Source organism: Sphingomonas sp. SORGH_AS_0789, from assembly GCF_031453055.1.
GTDB lineage: Bacteria > Pseudomonadota > Alphaproteobacteria > Sphingomonadales > Sphingomonadaceae > Sphingomonas.
In genome coordinates this window covers 3,878,955-3,898,982 of record NZ_JAVIYV010000001.1, presented here as the reverse complement: position 1 = coordinate 3,898,982, position 20,028 = coordinate 3,878,955, and the positions used below count along the sequence as shown (strand labels likewise).

The 20,028-nt window shown below is 69.5% G+C and carries 17 protein-coding genes and 1 tRNA gene; 6 read left to right on the top strand and 12 right to left on the bottom strand.

The window, feature by feature from the left end; all coding sequences use genetic code 11:
• The first annotated feature begins 10 nt into the window (after positions 1 to 10).
• Positions 11 to 1,108 carry an Arm DNA-binding domain-containing protein gene (locus QE360_RS17595; RefSeq protein ID WP_309703635.1) on the top strand — a complete coding sequence of 366 codons (1,098 nt, stop codon included), beginning with the start codon at positions 11 to 13 and terminating at the stop codon, positions 1,106 to 1,108.
• Here QE360_RS17595 and QE360_RS17590 read toward each other — a convergent pair.
• The 11 genes from QE360_RS17590 to QE360_RS17540 form a co-directional block, all read right to left on the bottom strand.
• Complete coding sequence (locus QE360_RS17590; protein ID WP_309703634.1) at positions 1,105 to 1,533, bottom strand: hypothetical protein; 429 nt, start codon at positions 1,531 to 1,533, stop codon at positions 1,105 to 1,107. The genes QE360_RS17595 and QE360_RS17590 overlap by 4 nt on opposite strands.
• Before the next feature lie 90 nt (positions 1,534 to 1,623).
• Positions 1,624 to 1,698: transfer RNA gene (locus QE360_RS17585), tRNA-Glu, on the bottom strand.
• A 57-nt stretch (positions 1,699 to 1,755) separates the two neighbouring features.
• Positions 1,756 to 3,510, bottom strand: coding sequence for a single-stranded-DNA-specific exonuclease RecJ (recJ, locus tag QE360_RS17580; RefSeq protein WP_309703632.1), 1,755 nt, complete (start codon positions 3,508 to 3,510; stop codon positions 1,756 to 1,758).
• A gap of 85 nt (positions 3,511 to 3,595) precedes the next feature.
• Positions 3,596 to 4,282, bottom strand: a complete 687-nt coding sequence (locus QE360_RS17575) for a 2OG-Fe(II) oxygenase (protein ID WP_307104391.1) — start codon at positions 4,280 to 4,282, stop codon at positions 3,596 to 3,598.
• Positions 4,283 to 4,362: 80 nt separating this feature from the next.
• Positions 4,363 to 5,301 carry an RcnB family protein gene (locus tag QE360_RS17570; protein WP_309703630.1) on the bottom strand — a complete coding sequence of 313 codons (939 nt, stop codon included), beginning with the start codon at positions 5,299 to 5,301 and terminating at the stop codon, positions 4,363 to 4,365.
• Between the two features lie 114 nt (positions 5,302 to 5,415).
• Positions 5,416 to 5,973, bottom strand: coding sequence for a 2Fe-2S iron-sulfur cluster-binding protein (locus QE360_RS17565; RefSeq protein WP_309703628.1), 558 nt, complete (start codon positions 5,971 to 5,973; stop codon positions 5,416 to 5,418).
• Positions 5,974 to 6,021: 48 nt separating this feature from the next.
• Positions 6,022 to 7,161, bottom strand: coding sequence for a CaiB/BaiF CoA-transferase family protein (locus QE360_RS17560; protein WP_309703626.1), 1,140 nt, complete (start codon positions 7,159 to 7,161; stop codon positions 6,022 to 6,024).
• Between the two features lie 139 nt (positions 7,162 to 7,300).
• Positions 7,301 to 8,485: an acyl-CoA dehydrogenase gene (locus tag QE360_RS17555; protein WP_309703625.1), complete on the bottom strand. Its 1,185-nt coding sequence runs from the start codon at positions 8,483 to 8,485 to the stop codon at positions 7,301 to 7,303.
• Between the two features lie 136 nt (positions 8,486 to 8,621).
• The gene (locus QE360_RS17550) at positions 8,622 to 10,751 is read right to left on the bottom strand and encodes a TonB-dependent receptor domain-containing protein (RefSeq protein WP_309703623.1); all 2,130 of its coding nucleotides are present in this window, start codon (positions 10,749 to 10,751) and stop codon (positions 8,622 to 8,624) included.
• Positions 10,752 to 10,829: 78 nt separating this feature from the next.
• Positions 10,830 to 11,195: a hypothetical protein gene (locus tag QE360_RS17545; RefSeq protein WP_309703621.1), complete on the bottom strand. Its 366-nt coding sequence runs from the start codon at positions 11,193 to 11,195 to the stop codon at positions 10,830 to 10,832.
• Positions 11,192 to 11,368 (bottom strand): hypothetical protein, encoded by a 177-nt coding sequence (locus tag QE360_RS17540; protein ID WP_307104405.1) that lies wholly within the window; start codon positions 11,366 to 11,368, stop codon positions 11,192 to 11,194. The genes QE360_RS17545 and QE360_RS17540 overlap by 4 nt, the downstream gene beginning before the upstream one ends.
• A gap of 74 nt (positions 11,369 to 11,442) precedes the next feature.
• Here QE360_RS17540 and QE360_RS17535 point away from each other — a divergent pair, with 74 nt between their 5' ends.
• Complete coding sequence (locus tag QE360_RS17535; protein ID WP_309694275.1) at positions 11,443 to 12,078, top strand: S24 family peptidase; 636 nt, start codon at positions 11,443 to 11,445, stop codon at positions 12,076 to 12,078.
• A 5-nt stretch (positions 12,079 to 12,083) separates the two neighbouring features.
• Here QE360_RS17535 and QE360_RS17530 read toward each other — a convergent pair whose 3' ends face one another.
• Positions 12,084 to 12,290: a hypothetical protein gene (locus tag QE360_RS17530; protein ID WP_307104409.1), complete on the bottom strand. Its 207-nt coding sequence runs from the start codon at positions 12,288 to 12,290 to the stop codon at positions 12,084 to 12,086.
• 137 nt (positions 12,291 to 12,427) lie between these two features.
• On the opposite strand from QE360_RS17530, the gene QE360_RS17525 reads away from it, so the two are divergent.
• The 4 genes from QE360_RS17525 to QE360_RS17510 all read left to right on the top strand — a co-directional run bounded on the left by QE360_RS17525 (position 12,428) and on the right by QE360_RS17510 (position 19,964).
• Complete coding sequence (locus QE360_RS17525; protein WP_307104411.1) at positions 12,428 to 12,658, top strand: hypothetical protein; 231 nt, start codon at positions 12,428 to 12,430, stop codon at positions 12,656 to 12,658.
• A gap of 113 nt (positions 12,659 to 12,771) precedes the next feature.
• Complete coding sequence (locus QE360_RS17520) at positions 12,772 to 14,787, top strand: autotransporter assembly complex family protein (RefSeq protein WP_309703618.1); 2,016 nt, start codon at positions 12,772 to 12,774, stop codon at positions 14,785 to 14,787.
• Between the two features lie 77 nt (positions 14,788 to 14,864).
• Positions 14,865 to 18,947 carry a translocation/assembly module TamB domain-containing protein gene (locus tag QE360_RS17515; protein ID WP_405052686.1) on the top strand — a complete coding sequence of 1,361 codons (4,083 nt, stop codon included), beginning with the start codon at positions 14,865 to 14,867 and terminating at the stop codon, positions 18,945 to 18,947.
• 42 nt (positions 18,948 to 18,989) lie between these two features.
• Positions 18,990 to 19,964, top strand: coding sequence for a quinone oxidoreductase (locus QE360_RS17510; RefSeq protein ID WP_309703614.1), 975 nt, complete (start codon positions 18,990 to 18,992; stop codon positions 19,962 to 19,964).
• Positions 19,965 to 20,028 lie beyond the last annotated feature (64 nt).

Below are 20,028 nucleotides of genomic sequence, written 5' to 3'. Positions count from 1 at the left end.
GTGCATTCGTGTGACGTTCGTGTTCGCGGGTAAGCGTTGCCGCGAAACGTTGCCGCTTGCGCCGACGGTCGCCAACATCAAGGCGACCGAGCGGCTGATGGCCCGCGTTTTCCAGGAGATCGAACTCGGCGTCTTCGATTACGAAGCGACGTTCCCACATTCCAAACGGGCGACCCCCGGCAATGGCTTCACCAGCTACGCCGAAACCTGGCTGACGACGGTCGTTGCCGAGAAGTCGACGATGCAGGGCTATGAGTACGCCGTCCGCAAGCTTTGGGGACCGATCTTCGGTGAACGGCAGCTCGCCAGCATCAAGACGAGCGAGATCAAGCGCGAGATCGCCAAGCTGGCGAAGCGTGTGAGCGGCAAGACGGTCAACAACAACCTCATCCCGCTACGCGCCATCTTCGAGATGGCGATCGACGACCGCCTGATCGAGCGGACGCCGATGGAGCGCATCCGCAGCCTGTCGCACCAGCAGCCGGTCCCCGATCCCTTCGACCGTGACGAGATGGACCAGATCATCGACTTCATCGGCCGCCGCTACGATCCGCAGGTCTGGAACTGGTATGAGTTCGCCTTCGGAACCGGAATGCGACCGAGCGAACAGATCGCGCTCCAGTGGCGGGACGTCGACTGGAAGCGGCGCACGGTTCGCGTGCAACGCGCGCGGGTGCGCCATGTCGAGAAGGGGACTAAAACGTCGAGCGTCCGCGACGTCGACCTGACCGACCGGATGATGGAGGTGCTCCAGCGTCAGAAGGTGCATAGTTTCATGCGAGGCGGCGACTCGCCGATCTTCCTCAACCCGGTGAGCGGAACGCCATGGCCCGACGTGCAGGACCAGCGGAAGCTCTACTTCCACCCGGCGCTTCGGGCGCTGGGGATACGAAGCCGGGATGCCTATCAGACCCGCCATACCTATGCGACGACGGCCCTCATGGCAGGGGTCAACCCGGCCTATATTGCGCGGCAGTTAGGGCATAAGAACCCGACGATGCTGTTTAAGCACTATGGGAAGTGGATCGACGGTGCTGATGGGGGTGCCGAAGCGGCAAAGCTCAACGCCCTTCACAAACCCCGCAAGCCAGGCGCGGCGACAGGTTAGACGTAGCTGCGACCGGTTGGTTTGATCGTGACCGTCACGCGACCTTCATGTCCCTCCGGCATCATCGGATCGAGTTCGACGATCGCCCCAAGTCCGAAGCTCGTCGCGATGAAATGAAGCTCCTCGATCTCTTTGCCGTGCAGTTGCGTCTGCATGACCTCTACGAGCTGGGCGCGGTCCTGGCGCGTCCGCGACGGTGCGTCGATCAGTCCCTTGTAACCGATCGCTTCGGCCAAAGCGGCTGCGAATGCAGTCCGAACGAGATCCTCGTCCTCGAGGGATAACTCGACGTCCTCGTCATCATCGAACTCGAAGGAATTGGAAACACCGTCGTGGCCGACGGCAAAGCTGTCGGCCGAGCCATCCTGCTCAGCCGGTGCTGGGGAGGGCATACCACCATTTTCTCGTGCTGTGGATGCGGCCATCGGGCGGGGCTCCTCAGGGTGGCAAATTTCGCGTATCTCCCACGAAATATCCACAATGTCCGCAAAAGCCAACGATTCCAACCACTTAAGTGGTGACCCCTACGGGAATCGAACCCGTGTTTCAGCCGTGAAAGGGCCGCGTCCTAACCGCTAGACGAAGGGGCCGCCGGGTGGCGTGGAGGGGCCTCTAAGGGAGGTTGTGGAATCGGTCAACAACTTTTTTCAGTCGGCCCATGCGGCGTCCTCGATATGGAGTTCGGCGACGTCGCGGCCCGACCAATCGTCGACCTTGGCGCGGCCTGCCAGCCACAGGCGGCGCGTGCTGCCGGCGCCCAGCAAAGCCTGGCCCAGTGCGGTGTCGGCCTGGCGAAAGGCCATCGCCTTCAGGCTGCGGCCGTCCGCCCCGGCGACGATGGCGCGGACATGGTTGGTGCCGACCAGATCGGCGCGGATCACGCGAAAGGGACCGGCGGCGATGCGCGGGGCGGGCCAGCCCATGCCGTAAGGGCCGCCCGCCTCCATCGCGCCGACCAAAGCGGGATTGACCCCGCCGGGGGCCAGCACGGCGTCGACCAGCAGCGCGCGGCCCGCGCTGGCGCGGACCACCGCTTCGGCCAGGCGTTCCTCCAGAAATTCGGCGAACTCGGCGATCCGATCCGCTTCCACCGTCAGGCCCGCCGCCATGGCATGGCCCCCTCCGGCGATCAGCAGCCCCTGTTCCCTGGCGGACAATATGGCGGCGCCCAGATCGACCCCGGCGATCGAGCGGCCCGATCCCTTGCCGATCCCATGCTCGTCGATGGCGATGACGATGGCGGGGCGGTCGAGCTTTTCCTTCAGCCGCCCCGCGACGATGCCGATGACACCGGGATGCCAGCCCGCGCCGGAGACGACCGCGACCTGCCGTGCGCGGTCGACGATGGTCTCGGCGGTGGCCTGGACCCCGGCCTCGATCGCGCGGCGTTCGTCGTTGAAATGGTTGAGCTCCTCGGCGATGGCGCGCGCCTCGGCAGGGTCCTCGGTGGTGAGCAGCCGCACCCCCAGATCGGCGCGGCCCACCCGTCCGCCCGCATTGATGCGCGGACCCAGCGCGAAGCCGAGGTCGGAACAGGTCGGTGCGCGGGTCAGCCGTGCCGCCTCGGTCAGCGCGGCCAGGCCGATATTGCGCCGCTGCGCCATCACCTTCAGCCCCTGGGCGACGAAGGCGCGGTTGAGGCCGCGCAAGGGGGCCACATCGGCCACCGTGCCCAGCGCGACGAGGTCGAGCAGGTCGAGCAGGCGCGGCTCGGCCCGGTCGGCGAAGAAGCCGCGGGTGCGAAGCGTCCGGATCAGCGCCGCGCCCAGCAGGAAGCAGACGCCGACCGCCGCCAGATGGCCGTGCGCCGCGCCGTCGGTTTCGTCCAGCCGGTTGGGGTTCACCACCGCATGGGCGCGCGGCAGCTCGGTGGCGCATTTATGGTGATCGACCACCAGTATCTCGATCCCGGCGGCCTGGGCGGCGGCGAGCGGCTCGAACGCCTGCGCGCCGCAATCGACGGTGACGATCAGGTTCGCACCCTCCGCCTGGAGGCGCAGCAGCGCCGCCTCGGTCGGGCCATAGCCTTCGCTGAGACGGTCGGGGATATAGGCGCGGGGCGCCAGGCCGAGGTCGCGCAGCAGGCGGACCATCACCGCCGCCGAGGTCGCGCCGTCCACGTCATAATCGCCGAAGATGGCGACCGCCTCTCGCGCCATCACCGCATCGGCCAGGCGCGCGGCGGCGCGGTCCATGTCGCGGAAGATCGAGGGATCGGGCATGAACCCCCGGATCGAAGGCGTACGATGCTCCTCGACCGCATCGGGCGGGCAGCCGCGTGCGAGCAACAGCTGCGCGACCAGATCGTCATGGCCCAGCCCGTCGCGCGCATCGGCGGCCAGGGCACGCCAGCGCCAGGGCTGGCCGAGAATCGATTGACCGACGCCGAGGACTTCGGTCATGGGCGAGCGGCGAAAGCGGAGAACGTCACGCGAACGCCATGCCATGCCGCGCGGAGTCGCGACAAGGGGGGATGGGACCGCCGGGTCAGCTGACCCAGTTGCCCTCGCGAAACCATTTGGTGATGACGTATTTGACGCCCTCGACCACCGGCATCCCTTCGTGCAGGGTCATCTCGTTGGGGCTGCCGTCCAGCTTCATGTTGTTCCAGGCGAGCAGCAAGCCCCGGCGCGGCGCGACGCGGATGCCCGCCTGCGGAAACCAGGTCGCGCCGCCCTCCGGCACGTCGTTGAGATAGATCATCGCGGTCCAGGTGCGCTGGCCGCCATGGACCCGGACCTTTTCCCAATAGCTTTCGCTTTCGTGGAAATAGTCGTGATGCGCGCGGAACTGCTGGCCGGGGGCATAACGCTGGCCCTGCATCGTCTCGCCCTGTTCGGGGGCGATGCCGAGCAGATCGGCGATCGATTCATCGATCGGCTGCACATCGGGGGACCAGCGGTTCATGTCGCAGCTTTCCGAGGTGCGGAATCCGTAATCGGGCCGGTCGGACAACAGGGTCGAGGGCCGACGATTGGAATCGATCATCGCGATCAGCGCGTCGCACTGGGCGGGCGTGAGGAAGTCATGCTGATAATAGATTTGCGCGGTGTCGGTCACCACGCGCTGGACCGCGGGGTTGGCGTCCAGCCGTTCGGGCACGCTGACCCCGAAGCGGGCGCGGACGGGGGAGGCGGCGGGATTGCCCTTCGGCTTCCTCGAAAACAACGACATGCCCCGGATGTGCGACGATGGGCCGCCAAAGACAAGAGGCTGGAGAGGGAGGGGGCGCGTCCACCCCCTCCGTCCCGCCATTACCAGAAGATGTCGTAGACGATGTCGACCACCAGCCCGCTGCGCAGGTCGACCAGCACCGCATCATTATAATAGCGGACCCAGCGATACGAGCCGTAAGCGGGCGGCAGGCGATAGGCATAGGGATCGTCCAGCCAATAGCTCTGGCCGAAATACATCGGCTCCAGGATCACGCCGCTGGAGAAACGCTGATAGCCATAGCCGCCATAGGGCGAATAATAGCGGGGCAGGTGATAGGCGCCGCGATTGAGCGAGCGCCAGCCCAGCCAGTCATAGCGGCGGTCGCGACGCCAGCTGCGGTTCCACTGATCGGCCCAGGCGCGCCGTTCGGCAAAGCCGTAATTCTGGTCGTTCTGATCCCGCCAGTCGCCGAAGCTGCGGCCCCAGCGGTCGCGATCCTCGCGCCGACGCCGTTCCTCGTCGCGCCAGCGCTGGTTCTGCGCCTGGTCCCGCCATTCCCTTTGACGCCATTCCTGCTGGCGGCGGTCGTCGTCCGGCGACCGCCAGCCCGCCGGGTCGCGCGGGCGGTCGCCGCGCCAGTCGCCGCGATCGGGGCGCGGCCGCTCCGGGCCGGGTCCGTCCGGGCCGGGGCGGTCATAGTCGCGTGGTCCGCCCTCGGGGCCGCCGGGGCGGCTGGGTGCGGGGCTGGGTTCGGGACGCTGCGGGCGCGGCGCCTCGGCATGGTCCGGGCGGAAGGCCGGGCGGTTCTCGGGAAAGGATTCGCGGTCGTGGAAGATCGGCCGCCCCTCGCTGCGCTCCAGCCGACCGGCCGGGCCGCCCGGACCGGGGCCCGGACCGGGACCGCCGGGGCGCGGTCCGCCCTCCGGACGGCCGCGCGGGCCATCCATGATCATCGCCTGCGCGCCGACCATCGCGGGGGCCATGCCCGCCGCCATCGCCGCCGTCGCCAGCAAGCCCGCCATCCAGTTCCTGCTCATCGCTCGCATCCCCATCCGTCGGCGCACGAGCCGACCCCGATCATGCGATGCACCTTGCCCCATGGCCGTTGAGCGGATGCTGAACCCGTCCGTCAGCATTGTGAAAGAATCGGGTCATGGCGTGTCATGAACGCCCGCAGGCGCAAGGAGCGCGGGAACGGCACGCGCGGCGTCGGCGGGATCGGTGCCGGGCAGGGGGGCGGCGGGGATCGTCTCCTCGCCACGTGCGGCACGGGCGGCGCGCTGGATCGCCTCGACCAGCCGGGGATAGACGCCGCAGCGGCACAAATTGGTGATCTGTGCGCGGATCGTCGCTTCGGAGGGGGCGGGATCGCGGCGGAGCAGCGCGGTGGCGGCCATCACCAGACCGGGGATGCAATAGCCACACTGGCTGACATTGGCCGCGAGGAAAGCCTGCTGGACGGGATGCGATCGGTCGCGCGACAGCCCTTCGATCGTGGTGACGACGCTGCCCTCGATCCGGCCGATGGGGATCTGGCAACTGCGCACCGCCCGCCCGTCCAGATCGACCGTGCACGCGCCACAATCGCCCGTGCCGCAGCCATATTTGGTGCCGGTCAGGTTGGACGCGTCGCGCAGCGCCCAGAGCAGCGGCGTATCCGGGGGCAGGCGATAGCGGACGGGCTGGTTGTTGACGGTCAGGCTGGTCATCGGGGGCGAGGCATAGGCGATCGACCAGCCCCGCTCAATCGAGGCGGGTCACGTCGTCGGCCGGTCGCGTCCCAGCAGTGGCGCGGCGCGATCGAGCATCAGGTCGGCGTCGGAAAAGCGGATCGGGGTGCGGACGCCGGGAACGGTGGAGCCGTCGGGCCGCTGCGGATGGATGGCCAGTCCGCGCGCGATGACCTGCGGATCGGCAAAGGCCTGTTCCACCGTATTAATCGGCCCGGCGGGCACGCCCTCCGCCGCCAGCCGGGCGAGCAGCGTGTCGCGCGGCCAGACCCGCGTCGCCGCTTCGATCATCGGGGTCAGCGTGTCGCGATGCTCGCAGCGCAAGGCGTTGGTCGCGAAGCGGGGATCGTCGCCATCGATGCCGACCAGCGCGGCGAAGCGCCGGAATTGCGTGTCGTTGCCGACCGCCAGGATGAACCAGCCGTCGCTGGCGGGAAAGGCGGCATAGGGCACGATATTGGGATGCGCATTGCCCAGCCGGGTCGGCGTCGTCCCCGAGGCGAGATAGTTCATCGCCTGGTTGGCGAGCACCCCGGTCATCGTGTCGAGCAGCGCCATGTCGATCCGCTGCCCACGGCCCGTGCGCTCCCGCATGTGCAGCGCCGCCTGGATCGCGATCACGGCATAGAGCCCAGTCATGATGTCGGCGAGCGCCACCCCGATCTTCTGCGGCGGACCGTCCGGCTCCCCGGTCAGGTCCATGATCCCGCTCATGCCCTGGACGATGAAGTCATAGCCCGCGCGCGGGGCATAGGGGCCGTCCTGCCCGAAGCCGGTGATCGAGCAATAGATCAGGCGCGGGTTGATCGCCGACAGGCTGTCATGGTCGAGGCCATAGCGGGCAAGACCGCCCAGCTTGAAATTCTCGATCACCACATCGGCATCGGCGACCAGGTCGCGGACGATCCGCTGCCCCTCCGGCGTCGCGAAGTCGGCGACGACCGAGGATTTGCCACGATTGGCGGCGTGGAAATAGGCCGCGTCGCGGCTGCCGTCCGGGTTGGCGATGAAGGGCGGCCCCCAGCGGCGCGTGTCGTCGCCCTCGGGGCTCTCGACCTTGACGACCTGTGCGCCGAGATCGGCCAGCACCTGCCCCGCCCAGGGACCGGCGAGGATGCGGGCCAACTCGACGACCTTCAGGCCGGTCAGGGGTGGGGGATTTGCCATCCTCAATCCTCCCCATCGCAAGATGGGGAGGGGGACCGCGCCCGCAGGGCGTGGTGGCGGGGCAGGGGCATAAGCCCCTCCACCATCCTTCGGATGGTTCCCCTTCCCAAGCCGAGCTTGGGGAGGAATGGGGACGGGATCAAAATGCCGCGATCCCGGTGATCGCGCGGCCCAGGATCAGCGCATGGACGTCATGCGCGCCTTCATAGGTGTTGACCGTCTCCAGGTTCAGCATGTGGCGCATCACCTGATACTCGCCCGAAATGCCGTTGCCGCCATGCATGTCGCGCGACGCCCGCGCGATGTCGAGCGCCTTGCCGACATTGTTGCGCTTGACGATCGAGATCATCTCGGGCGCGAACCGGCCCTCGTCCATCAGGCGGCCGACGCGCAGCGAGGCTTGCAGGCCCAGCGCGATCTCGGTCTCCATATCGGCCAGCTTCTTCTGATAGAGTTGCGTCGCCGCCAGCGGCCGCCCGAACTGCTTGCGGTCCAGGCCATATTGGCGCGCGGCGTGGAAACAGAATTCCGCCGCCCCCATCGCGCCCCAGCTGATCCCGTAGCGCGCGCGGTTGAGGCAGCCGAACGGCCCCTTCAATCCCTCGACATGCGGCAGCAGCGCGTCCTCGCCAACCGCCACCTCATCCATCATCACCATGCCGGTGATCGAGGCACGTAAGGACAGCTTGTTGTCGATCTTGGGCGCCGACAGCCCCTTCATGCCCTTTTCCAGAACGAAGCCCCGGATCGCGCCGCCATGCGCATCCGACTTGGCCCAGATCACGAAGACATCGGCGATCGGCGAATTGGAAATCCACGTCTTGGCGCCCGACAGGACATAGCCGCCATCGACCTTCTTCGCGGTGGTGCGCATGCCGCCGGGATCGGAGCCCGCATCGGGTTCGGTCAGCCCGAAACACCCGATCCATTCGCCGCTCGCCAGCTTGGGCAGATAGCGGCTTTTCTGTTCGTCCGAGCCATAGGCATGGATCGGATACATGACGAGGCTCGACTGCACGCTCATCATCGAGCGATAGCCGCTGTCGATCCGCTCCACCTCGCGCGCGATCAGGCCATAGGCGACATAGGATGCGCCGACGCCGCCAAATTCCTCCGGGATGGTGGGGCCGAGCAGCCCGAGTTCGCCCATCTCGCGGAAGATCGCGGGATCGGTATGCTCGTTGGCGAAGGCGTCGATGATGCGCGGCGCCAGCCGGTCGTCGGCATAGGCGCGCGCGGTGTCGCGGATCATCCGCTCGTCATCGGTCAGCTGGTCGTCGAGCAGCAACGGATCCGCCCAGTCGAACTTGCCCATTCGGGACATGTCTTCTCTCCTTGTCCCCCCGCTTCTCCCGAAGGCGGCCTGGTTTGTCCACCCCCGGCGGGGTCGGGCGGCGACATGAAAAAGGGCCCCTCCCGCCGGAACGGGAAGGGCCCAGGTCTGAACGCTCGAGGGGGCGTCAGAGCTTGAAGCTGAGCGTCGCGCGCAGATCGCGACCGGCCAGCGGCGCGAAGTCCTTCAGCACGCTGGCATGGCGGCGCGCGTCGACGTCGAAGATGTTGTTGGCCGACAGGGTCAGCGTCGTCGGGTTCACCGCGCCCCAGGGCTTGAGCTGGACCGAGGCGTTGACCAGCGTGAAGCCGTTGGTCGGCGTCTCCAGCCCCAGCACGCGGCTCTGGCGGAAGCTGCGCTCCACCTCGACGCGGGCGTTCACCCGGTCCGACTGCGCTTCCAGCCCGCCGAGCAGCCGCAGCGGCGGGATGCGCGGGGCGGGGCCGGTGTTCAGGATCTGCGCATGGACATAGTCGCCCAGCAGGTCGGCGTTGATCGCATAGGTGCCGATCGTCGCAAGGCGAACCGAACCCTCCGCCTCGATCCCGTAATAGCGGGCATCGGCCTGCGCATATTGGAAGCAGGGCAGATCGACCTTGCGTCCCGACGGCGCGGCCGCTGCTTCGCACGGACCCTGCTGGACCAGCGCGTCATAGATATAGTTGGAGAAGCGGTTGTAATAGGCCGAGGCGTCGAAGCTATATCCCTCGCCATGGCCGTGGACGGTCGCCTCGATACCCCAGCTCGCTTCCTTCTTGAAATTGGGGTTGCCCAGTTCATAGGCCTCGGTCCCGGCGTGCGGGCCGTTGGCGAACAGTTCCTCGGCCGACGGCGCGCGTTCGGTGCGCGACAGGTTCAGGCCCGCGCGCCAGTCGGGCGCGAAGCCGTAGCTGGCACCGACCGAGCCCGAAAAGGCGTCGAAGCTGCGCTGGCCCCGGAAGAAGCGGTTGTCGGCGACGGCGGTGCGCGCGGTCAGCGAGGTATGCTCGTAACGGGCGCCCGCCTCCATCTTGAAGGCGCCGCGATCCAGCTGTTGCAGGGTGAAAAGGCCGACCTGCGCGGTGTTGTTGCGCGGCAGGAACGCCTCGTCGCCGCGCACGTCGAAGTCGCGGTTGAAGAACTGGACGCCCGACGCGCCCTGCCAGCCGTCGCGCTTCGACTGGACCAGCTCGAGGCGGCTCTCGATGCCCTTGTTGTAGAAGGCGGTGCCGATGCCGCCATCTTCCTCCAGCTCGTAATGGCGATATTGCGCCGCGCCCGCGCGCAGGCGGATGCGGTCGAGGAAGCCGCCGCCCGTCTCGATCTCGCCGCGCAGGTCGAGGCGGTTCTGGACGAGGCTGAGACGCGGCGCCTCTGGCTTTTCGCCGCCGGGGGTGAGGGTATAGCGGATCGGCACGCCGTACAGGCTGTCATAATGGCTATAGGCGATGCCCAGCGACCCCGTATCGGTGATCAGCGCACCGCCGACCCCCGCCGTCCAGGTCTCGCTGGCGGTGTTGGGCAGGCGACCGCTAAGATTGGCGAGTCGGGCGAAGTTGAGCGGGTCGCGGGGCGCCTGTGCCGCCGCCGCCTGCGCCTCGGCGCGGGCGCGCGGAGACAGGACATAGCCGCCGATCTTCAGATTGTCGGTCTTCAGATACGAACCGTCCGCGTGCACCACGAACTGCTTGCCGACCGCGACATCGGTCGCGCCCGCCACCGACCGTTCGGTCGCGGCCGAGCCATAGGTCGCCATGCCCGACAGGCGATAGCCATTTTCGGGCACGGTGCGCGGGATGCGGGTGTCGATGACGTTGACCACGCCGCCCACCGCCGACGATCCGAACAGCAGTGCGGAGGGGCCGCGCAGCACCTCGATCCGCTCGGCGAGCAGCGGGTTGATGACGACGGCATGGTCGACGCTGGTGTTCGACACGTCGATCGATCCGATGCCGTCGGTCAGCACGCGGATACGCTCGCCCTGGAAACCGCGCAGCACCGGGCGCGAGGCGTTGGGGCCGAACGAGGTGGCCGACACGCCCGGCTGACGGGCCAGTGTCTCGCCGATGGTCGGACGGATCGAGCGTTGCAGTTCCTCGCCCGTCACGATCGAGGTGCCCGACAGCACGTCCGCTTCCGACTGCTGGACCGGCGCGGTCACCACGATCTCGCGGCCGCGATTGGTCGGCTGGCCTGCGGTCTGCGCGGCGGCGGGAAGGGCGAACAGGGCGGCGACGGCGGTGGCCGACAGGCCGGACAGCAGGACGGACTTGGGCAAGGACAGGGCTCCGATGATTGGCGAAGCCCCGTCGGTAGCGTAGTGTTACAACATATCAACAGAAAAATGACCGACCGTTCATCCGTTTGCCGCATCCGCACAGGTCAGGACGCGCAGCAGCCACCCCTCCGCCGCCGGTTCGACCGACAGATCCGCGACGATATCGCGACCCAGCGGAATATCCGCCTCCGCCAGATCGGCCAGCCAGGCGGCCAGGGCCGGGGAGGAGGGCGCGGCCAGCGACAGGGTCGCCACCGATCCGCTGAATGTCGCCGACGACCAGGGTTCGACCGCCTGGACCGCGATCGTGACCGTACAGCCCGCCTGCGCGGCATGGGCGGCAAGGACGCGGGCCAGCCTTTCGCCGCGATCGGCGGGACGCGGACGGCTGCGGCACAGACCGGCGGAGCGGCGGGCGGGGTCCGACCAGGCGAGCGCGGTCATGCGCGATGCTCCGCGATGAAGCTGCGGACGCGCTGGACCATCTCCGGCCCCGGCTCTCGCCCGCGCCGCAGGTCGCCCACCAGTCGCGGGTCGTTGACCGCCATGCGGCCGAACTTGGTTTCCGGCATGTGGCTGGCCTTCAGATAGCGTTCGATTAACCCCAGCAATTCCATGGACGTTCTCCCATTGTCCGAATCTCTGGTGTTCTTGTTCTGTTCTAATTTCCAACTTGTCTAGGAAAAATCCTATGCCTATATCGGAGGCCATGTCGGGATCGGAGATCAGGGCCACGCTTCAGGCGCTGGCGGAGCAGGCGGGCGTCAGCCTGGCCGCGCTGTCGCGCATGCTGGGGCGCAACGAGGCCTATCTTCACCAGTTCGTCCATCGCGGGTCGCCGCGCATGTTGGCCGAGGGCGATCGCCGTCAGCTGGCCGAGTTCTTCGGCATCCCCGAAACGCGGCTGGGCGCGTCGGTGGAGGCGGGGCCGATGCTGGTGCGGCGGCTCGCGGTGGCGGCCTCGGCGGGGCCGGGGGCGACCGTGGATGACGAGGTGATGATCGGGGTCGAGGCGCTCGATCGCCAGTTGGCGCGGCGGCTGGGGCTGCATGAGGGCGCCGCCTCGGTCATCCGGGTGCGGGGCGACTCGATGGCGCCGGGGCTGATGGACGGCGATCACCTGGTCGTCGATCAGCAGGATGTCCGTCCGCCCGCGCGGGGCGGCCTCTATATCATCCGCATCGGCGAGGTGTTGATGGTCAAGCGCGTCCGCGCCGGGCCCGAGGGGCTGGTCGCCTCAAGCGACAATCCCGCCGCGCCGCCGGTCCCGCAGGGGCCGATCACGGTAATCGGGCGGGTGGTGTGGCAGATGCGCCTGCCCAGCTGACGGCCTCAGCGGCTCCGCCACCAGAGCAGCAGCGCGACGAGGATGCCGAACCCCAGTCCGGCCAGCACGCCCAGCGTCACCTGTCCCGTCGCCAGCCCGGCGAGGATGCCGCCCACCACGCCGACCGCGATGAAGAACCCGCCCGCGGGCGCGGACGGCCGCGACGCGCGGGGCGGGGACGGCGGGGCGGAAGGGCGCTGGGGATCGGTCATGGCGACCGTCCTCGCACGATGCGCCGGGCGAGGCCAGCCGTCCCGCGACGGGGCGCGCGGCACAGGTCAAGGGGACTGGCGAAAAACGGAAATCCGGATTAGGGACGCCAGCGAAACGGCACGGTTCAGGAGTGTATATGCCCGATCGCGGCGGCGGCTTTCAGGTTCCTCCCTTCGTCACCGACACCGATGTGGCGACTGCGGCGGAGATGATGGAGACGTTCGGCGAATCGGCGGGCGGGGAAGCGGCGGCGCGCGCGGGGCGTAGCCGCGACCTGGGCAACCACATCCATTTCTGCCGCTGGCGCCAGATCGAGCGCCTGATCGGCCTGTTGTCCAGCGAAGAGGCGTTCGGCACCGTTCATTGATGCGGGCCGGGTGGCACGCGGACCATGGCGCGCGACGTCCGGCGCGGCAAATCTGTTCAACCGAGCGTGCCGGGGGGTGTCGCTGCCGCTCCGTCGCGGCTAGGGACTGGGCCATGATGGTCCGCGTCGGGCGGCCGCGCCGCTCGGTCGCCATCCTTTGTACTGCCATGGAAATGGGCGGAATCGCCTGGACGGGCCAGGCGCGTGCCCAGACGGTCCCGGTCGGGACCAGCCCCGCATCGTCCTCGACCGCGCCCGCCGCGCAGCCGACGCCCGATGCCATCGATCCGACAATGCTCGACCCTTCCGCGCCGCTTGCGCCGCTGCCCGAGATCGGGGTGGCCTGGCCCGACCTGTCGACCGCGCCGGGCGATCCGTCCGCGACGATCGCGGCGACGGTCGATGCGGCGGCGGAGCGACGTTATCGCTGGCGGGTCGAGGGGATCGACGGCGCGGGGGACCTGCTCCGCAAGCGGTTCGACGAGTTGTCCAGCCTCCACACCAATGACGGCGATCCCGCCAACGCCGCGCAGCTCGACCGCCGCGCGCGCGAGGATGCCGCGCTGCTGACCAATTTGCTGCGCGGCGCGGGCTATTATGATGCGCAGGTCGCGACGCGGATCGAACCCGGCGAGGTGCCGACCGTGCTGCTGCAGGCGACGCCGGGCAATCTGTACCGTTTCGCCGGGGTGACGCTCGACGGGGTGCAGAAGGCGGGGGACAAGGCCGCGCCGCTGACGCGGGCGTTCGGCATCAAGCCGGGCGATCCGGTCGACGCCGATACCATCGTCGCGGGCGAGGCGGCCCTGAAAGCGGCGGTGGGCGAGGCGGGCTTTCCCTTCGCCAAGGTCGGCGATCCGCAGATCGTGGTCGATCGCGCCGCGCGCACCGCGACGCTGGACCTGACGATCGCACCGGGCACGCCGCGCCGTTACGGGCGGATCGTCACCACCACCGACCGGCTGTTCGACGCCGAGCATGTCCAGGACATTGCGCGCTTCCGCCCCGGCGATCCCTATGACTCGGCCGGGCTGGACGATCTGCGCCGCGCGCTGGTGCAGACGGGGCTCGTCTCCTCGGTCCAGGTCAAGCCGGTGCCCGGCGACACGCCCGAGACGGTCAATGTCGCGGTCACGCTGGAACCCGCGCCGTCGCATACCATCGCGGGCGAGCTGGGCTATGGCACCGGCGAGGGCGCGCGCGCGGCGATCAACTGGACCGATCGCAACCTCTTCCCGCCCGAGGGCGCGCTGACCCTGCGCAGCGTGCTGGGCACGCGCGAGCAGCTCGGCTCGGTGGTGTTCCGGCGCAACAATTTCAACGGCCGCGACCGGGTGCTGACCGCGCAGTTCGCCGCCGCGCATCTGCTGCGCGACGCCTATGAGGCCAAGACGCTGTCGCTGTCGGCCAGCCTGGAGCGGCAGACCAACATCTTCTTCCAGAAGACCTGGACCTGGTCGCTGGGCGGCGAGCTGCTGACCTCGGACGAGCGCGACGTGATCGAGTCGACCGGCCAGCCGCGCCGACGGACCTTCTTCATCGGCGCGTTGCCGACCAGCCTCAACTATGACGGATCGGACGATCTGCTGAACCCGACGCGCGGCTTTCGGCTGGGCGGGCGGCTGAGCCCCGAATTGTCGTTGCAGGGGGCGGCGTTCGGCTATGCGCGGACGCAGGTCGATGCCAGCATCTATCGCCCGCTCGGCGACCGGGTGGTGCTGGCGGCGCGCACCCGGCTGGGGACGATCCTGGGCGCGCCGCGTGACCAGATCGCACCGTCGCGACGTTTCTACGCGGGCGGCGGCGCGTCGGTGCGCGGCTATGGCTTTCAGGCGATCGGGCCGCGCGACGCCAATAACGACCCCATTGGCGGGCGCAGCCTGGCGGAATTCTCGATCGAGGCGCGGGTCAGGACGTTCGGCAATTTCGGCATCGTGCCCTTTCTCGACGCGGGCAATATCGCGACCTCGCCGCTGCCGCGCCTGACCGGGCTGCGCTTCGGCACCGGGCTGGGAGTGCGCTATTACTCCAATTTCGGACCGATCCGCCTCGATCTCGGCACGCCGCTCAACCCGCAAAAGGGGGATAGCCGGGTCGCGGTCTATGTCTCGCTGGGGCAGGCATTTTGAACGAGGGGGAGGACCTGCCCGCCGATCCGCCGGTGACCGCGCGCCGGTTCCGCTGGAGTCGGGCGCTGGCGATCCTGATGGCGCTGGTGCTGGCCACGATCGGCGCCGCGCTGATGATCGTCGATACCGCGATCGGTCATCGCTGGGTCGCCGACCGGATCGGGGCGATCCGCACCCCGACCGGCCTGCGCTTCTCGATCGGACGGATCGAAGGGTCGCTCTATTCGGACATGCGGCTGGTCGATCTGCGCGTCTATGATCTGGACGGCCTGCTGGTCCGGGTGCCGCGAGCGCGGCTGGACTGGCGGCCGTTGAACTGGGCGCGGGGGGCACTCGACATCCGCGCGGTCGAAGCGCCGCTGGCCACGCTCTACCATGTGCCGCACACCCGCCGCACCGGGCGCGACACGCCGATCCTGCCCGATTTCGATATCCGCATCGATCGGCTCCACCTCGACCGGCTGGTCCTCGCGCCCGCCGTGCTGGGGCGGCGGCGGGTGGCCCGGATCAATGGACGCGCGGATATTCGCGACGGCCGGGCGCTCGTCGCGCTCGACGGCGCGGTGGCGGGCAGCGACCGGCTTCGCCTGCGGCTGGACGCGCAGCCCGACCGCGACCGGTTCGACCTGGCGGTCCAGGCGCGGGGGCGTGCCGGGGGCGTGTTGTCGCGTCTGTCGGGCGCGCGCGCGCCGGTGTCGCTCGACGTTGCGGGCAAGGGCAGCTGGACCCGCTGGGACGGGCGCGCGCACGGCCTGATCGCGCAGCGGCGCGCGGCCGACCTGACGCTGTCGGCGCGGGCGGGGCGCTATGCCCTATCGGGTTATCTCACCCCCTCGCTGATCCTGCGCGGACGGTTGCAGCGCCTGACCGCGCCGCGCGTGACGCTGGCCGGGCAAGCCGATTTCGCCGACCGCCGCCTGACCGGCGCACTGGCGCTGCGCTCGGCCGCCTTGCGGGCGCGGGCGTCGGGGACGGTCGATCTGGGCGGCAACCGTTTCGACGGGCTGCGGGTGGAGGCGCGCCTGCTCCGGCCCGAAGCGTTGTTCGCCAATATGCGCGGACAGGCGATCGCGCTGCGCCTGCGGCTGGACGGCGCGTTCGACCGGGCAGCCTTCGACTATCGGCTGGCGGCCACCCGCTTCTCCTTCGATCGCACGGGGTTCGACGGCGCGCTGGCCGAGGGGCGCGGGCGGTTGAGCGGGGGCTGGCCGCTGACCCTGCCGGTCCGCTTCACCGCCGCACGGGTGACGGGGGTCGGCGAGGCGGCGGGCGGCATATTGCGCCGCCTGTCGGTGGCGGGCGACCTGCGCATCACGCCGCGGGCGATCGTCGGACAGGGGCTCGCGCTGCGCTCGGACAGGCTGGCGGGGCGGCTGGGCCTGCGGATCGACCTGACCAACGGTCGCTACGATGTCGCGCTGGACGGCGCGTTGCAGCGTTATCTGATCCCCGGCCTGGGCGTCGTCGACGTCCGGTCCAAACTGACCGCCGTGCCGGGAGCGGGCGGCCATGGCACGCGCATCGTCGGGCGCGGCGAGGCGCAGGTCCGTCGTCTCGACAACAGCTTCCTGCGGTCGCTGGCGGGCGGATTGCCGCGCCTGACCACCGATCTGGAGCGCGGGCCGGACGGCGTCTTCCATTTCCATCGGCTGGTGCTGACCGGCCCGGATATCCGGCTGACCGGCGAGGCGATCCGCCGGACCGACGGCAGCTTCCGCTTCGTCGGCGGCGGGCGGCAGCGCAGCTATGGCCCGGTGCAGATGACGCTGGACGGGCGGATCGACCGGCCGACGCTGGACCTGATCCTCGCCCAGCCCAATGCCGCGCTGGGCCTTGCCAATGTCCGCGCGCATCTCGACCCCAGCGACCAGGGCTTTGCGGTCCGCGCCGATGGCGGATCGCGCCTGGGCTCGTTCCGCCTGACCGGCGCGATCCTGCTGCCGCGCGGGCAGGATGCGGTGATCCAGTTCCAGCCGCTGGAGGTTGCCGGTGCCAGGGCGACCGGCGCGCTGACCGTGGCGCAGGGCGGCTTTGTCGGACAGCTGGGCGTGGCGGGCGGCGGGCTGTCGGGCGAATTGCTGTTCCGGCCCGCCAATGGCGTGCAGCGGATCGAAACCCATCTGGCGGCGCGACAGGCGCAGATCGCGGGCGTGGCGGTCCGTCAGGGGCGGCTCGACCTGATCGCGCTGCTCGATCCCGCCGGGGCCTCGGTCGAGGCGTCGGCGCGTGCGCAGGGAGTGCGGCACGGCGCCTTCCACATTGCGCAGATGACCGGCACCGCGCGGTTGCGTGGCGGGACGGGCGAGGTGCGGGTCGGTATTTCGGGGTCGCGCGGTCGCGCCTTCGCGATCCAGACCGTGACGCAGGTGACGCCGGGGCGGCTGTCGATGACCGCGCAGGGCACGCTCGACCGGCGTCCGCTGCAATTTCTGTCGCCCGCCGTGGTCACGCGCGACGGCGACGGCTGGGCCCTCGCGCCGACGCGCCTCGCCTTTGCGGGGGGTGAGGCGAAGCTGGCCGGGCGGCTCGACGCCGATGGCGTGGAGGTGCAGGCGGGGCTGTCCCGGATGCCGCTGGCCGTGCTCGATATCGGTTATCCCGGCCTCGGGCTGGGGGGCAGCGCCAGCGGGATGCTGACCCTGCGCCGGGCGGGCGGGGCGCCGACCGGCAAGGTCGACCTGACCATTCGCGGGCTGACGCGCGCGGGGCTGGTGCTGAATTCGCGGCCGATCGACATGGGGGTGGCGGGGGTATTGTCCGCCGACCGGCTGGGCGTGCGCGCGGTCATGGCATCGGGCGGGCGGATCGTCGGGCGCGGCCAGGCGCTGCTGGTGCCCGCCGGACAGGGCGACTGGGCCAGCGGGATGCAGACCGGGCAGCTGATCGCGCAGCTACGCTATGCCGGGCCCGCCGATACGCTGTGGCGGCTGACCGGGGTCGAGCTGTTCGATCTGTCGGGGCCGGTGGCGATCGGCGCGGATGTCGGCGGCTCGCTCCGCCAGCCGGTCATCCGGGGAGTGGTGCGCGCGACCGGCGCGCGGATCGAAAGCGCGACGACCGGCACCGTCCTGACCGACGTCCAGGCCAGCGGCCGGTTCGGCGGATCGCGGCTGGTGATCGACCGGTTCGCCGCACAGGCGGGGCGCGAGGGACGGGTTAGCGGCAGCGGCCAGTTCGACTTCGCCGCCGCCCATGGCATCGGGCTGGACCTCTCGCTTCAGGCCAGCCGCGCCGCGATGATCGCGCGCGACGATATCTCCGCGACGGTGACCGGGCCGCTGACCTTCCATTCGGACGGGACGGGCGGCACGATCGCGGGCGATGTGGTGCTCGACAGCAGCCGTTATCGCCTGGGCCGCGCCTCCGCCGCGACGGCGGTGCCGCAGCTCAACATCCGCGAGATCAATGTTCCCGGCGGCGGCGAGGAGGACGATGCTCCGCGCAAGCCCTGGACGCTGGACGTCCGCGCGCGCGCCTCTGGCGGGTTGATCGTCTCCGGGCTGGGCCTCAACAGCGAATGGTCGGCGGACCTGAAGATCGGCGGCACGCCCGACAATCCCGCGATCACCGGACAGGCGACGCTGATCCGCGGCGATTACGACTTTGCGGGCCGCGAGTTCGATCTGGCGCGCGGCATCATCCGCTTCGGCGGCGAGGTGCCCGCCAACCCCGCGCTCGACATCGCCGCCAATGCCAATGTCCAGGGGCTGAGCGCCTCGATCCGCGTCACCGGTACCGCGCTGAAGCCCGAGATCGGCTTTTCCAGCACCCCCGCGCTTCCCAATGACGAGCTGTTGTCGCGCCTGTTGTTCGGCACCTCGATCGCCAAGCTGTCCGCGCCCGAGGCGTTGCAGCTGGCCGCCGCCGTCGCCGCGCTTCAGGATGGTGGTGGCGGGCTGAACCCGATCAATGCGGTGCGCCGGGCAGCGGGGCTCGACCGGCTGCGCGTGCTGCCCGCCGATGTGCAGCTGGGGCGCGGCACGTCGGTGGCGGCGGGCAAATATATCACCCGGCGCCTCTATGCCGAGATCGTGACCGACGGTCAGGGTTATTCCGCGACCCAGGTCGAGTTCCAGGTCACCCGCTGGCTGTCGCTGCTCTCCAGCATCTCGACGCTGGGGCGGCAGAGCCTGAACGTGCGCATCTCGAAGGATTATTGAGGCGTTGCGCTTGCCACCATGTCGAACAGGAGCCTGAACCCCATGGAAAAGACCGCGTTCATCGACAAGACCGGCGGCCCCGAGGTGATCCGGTGGCGCGAGCACGAACTGCCACCGCCCGGCCCCGGCGAGGTTCGGATGCGTCACCATGCGGTGGGCCTGAACTATATCGACACCTATCACCGCAGCGGGCTCTATCCCATCGACCTGCCGGGCGGGCTGGGCTCGGAGGCGGCGGGCGTGGTCGAGGCGCTGGGCGAAGGCGTGACCGATTTCGCGGTGGGCGACCGCGTCGGCGTGTTCGGCCCGGCGCGCGGCGCCTATGCGACGGCCCGCAATGTCGCGGCCGATCTGCTGGTGCCCTTGCCCGACAGGGTTGATGATCGCACGGCCGCGGCGATCCTGCTCAAGGGCGCGACGACCGCGTTCCTGATCGAGGATTGCGCCGCCGTCCAGCCGTGCTGGCCCGTGCTGGTCCACGCAGCGGCGGGCGGGGTCGGGCACCTGGCGGTCGGCTGGCTGAAGGCGATCGGCGCGACCGTCATTGCCACGGTGGGCAGCGAGGCGAAGGCTGAAAAGGCGCGCGCCGCCGGGGCCGATCACGTCATCCTGAACCGGACCGAGGATGTCGCCGCCCGGGTTCGCGAGATCACGCAGGGCCAGGGCGTGCCGGTGGCGCTGGACGGCGTGGGCAAGGCGACCTGGGGCGCCTCGCTCGACAGCATGGCGCGGCGCGGGCTGGTGGTCAGCTTCGGCAATGCCTCGGGGCCGGTCGACGGGGTCCATCTGGGCCTATTGGCGGCCAAGGGCTCGTTGTTCGTCACGCGGCCGACGCTGTTCGACTATGCGGTGACCGCCGGGGACAAGCGGCGGCTGATCACGCGGGTCTTCGCGATGCTGGAGAAGGGCGCGATCGCGCCTGAAATCGGCCAGAGCTTCGCACTGACCAACGCGGCCGAGGCACACCGCGCGATCGAGGCGGGCGAGACGGTGGGGAGCACGGTGCTGATCCCCTGACCAAAGTCGAAGCGCCAGGAATATTCCTCGTCCGACATTCCCGTTAAGCTGGCTGAAATCGCCC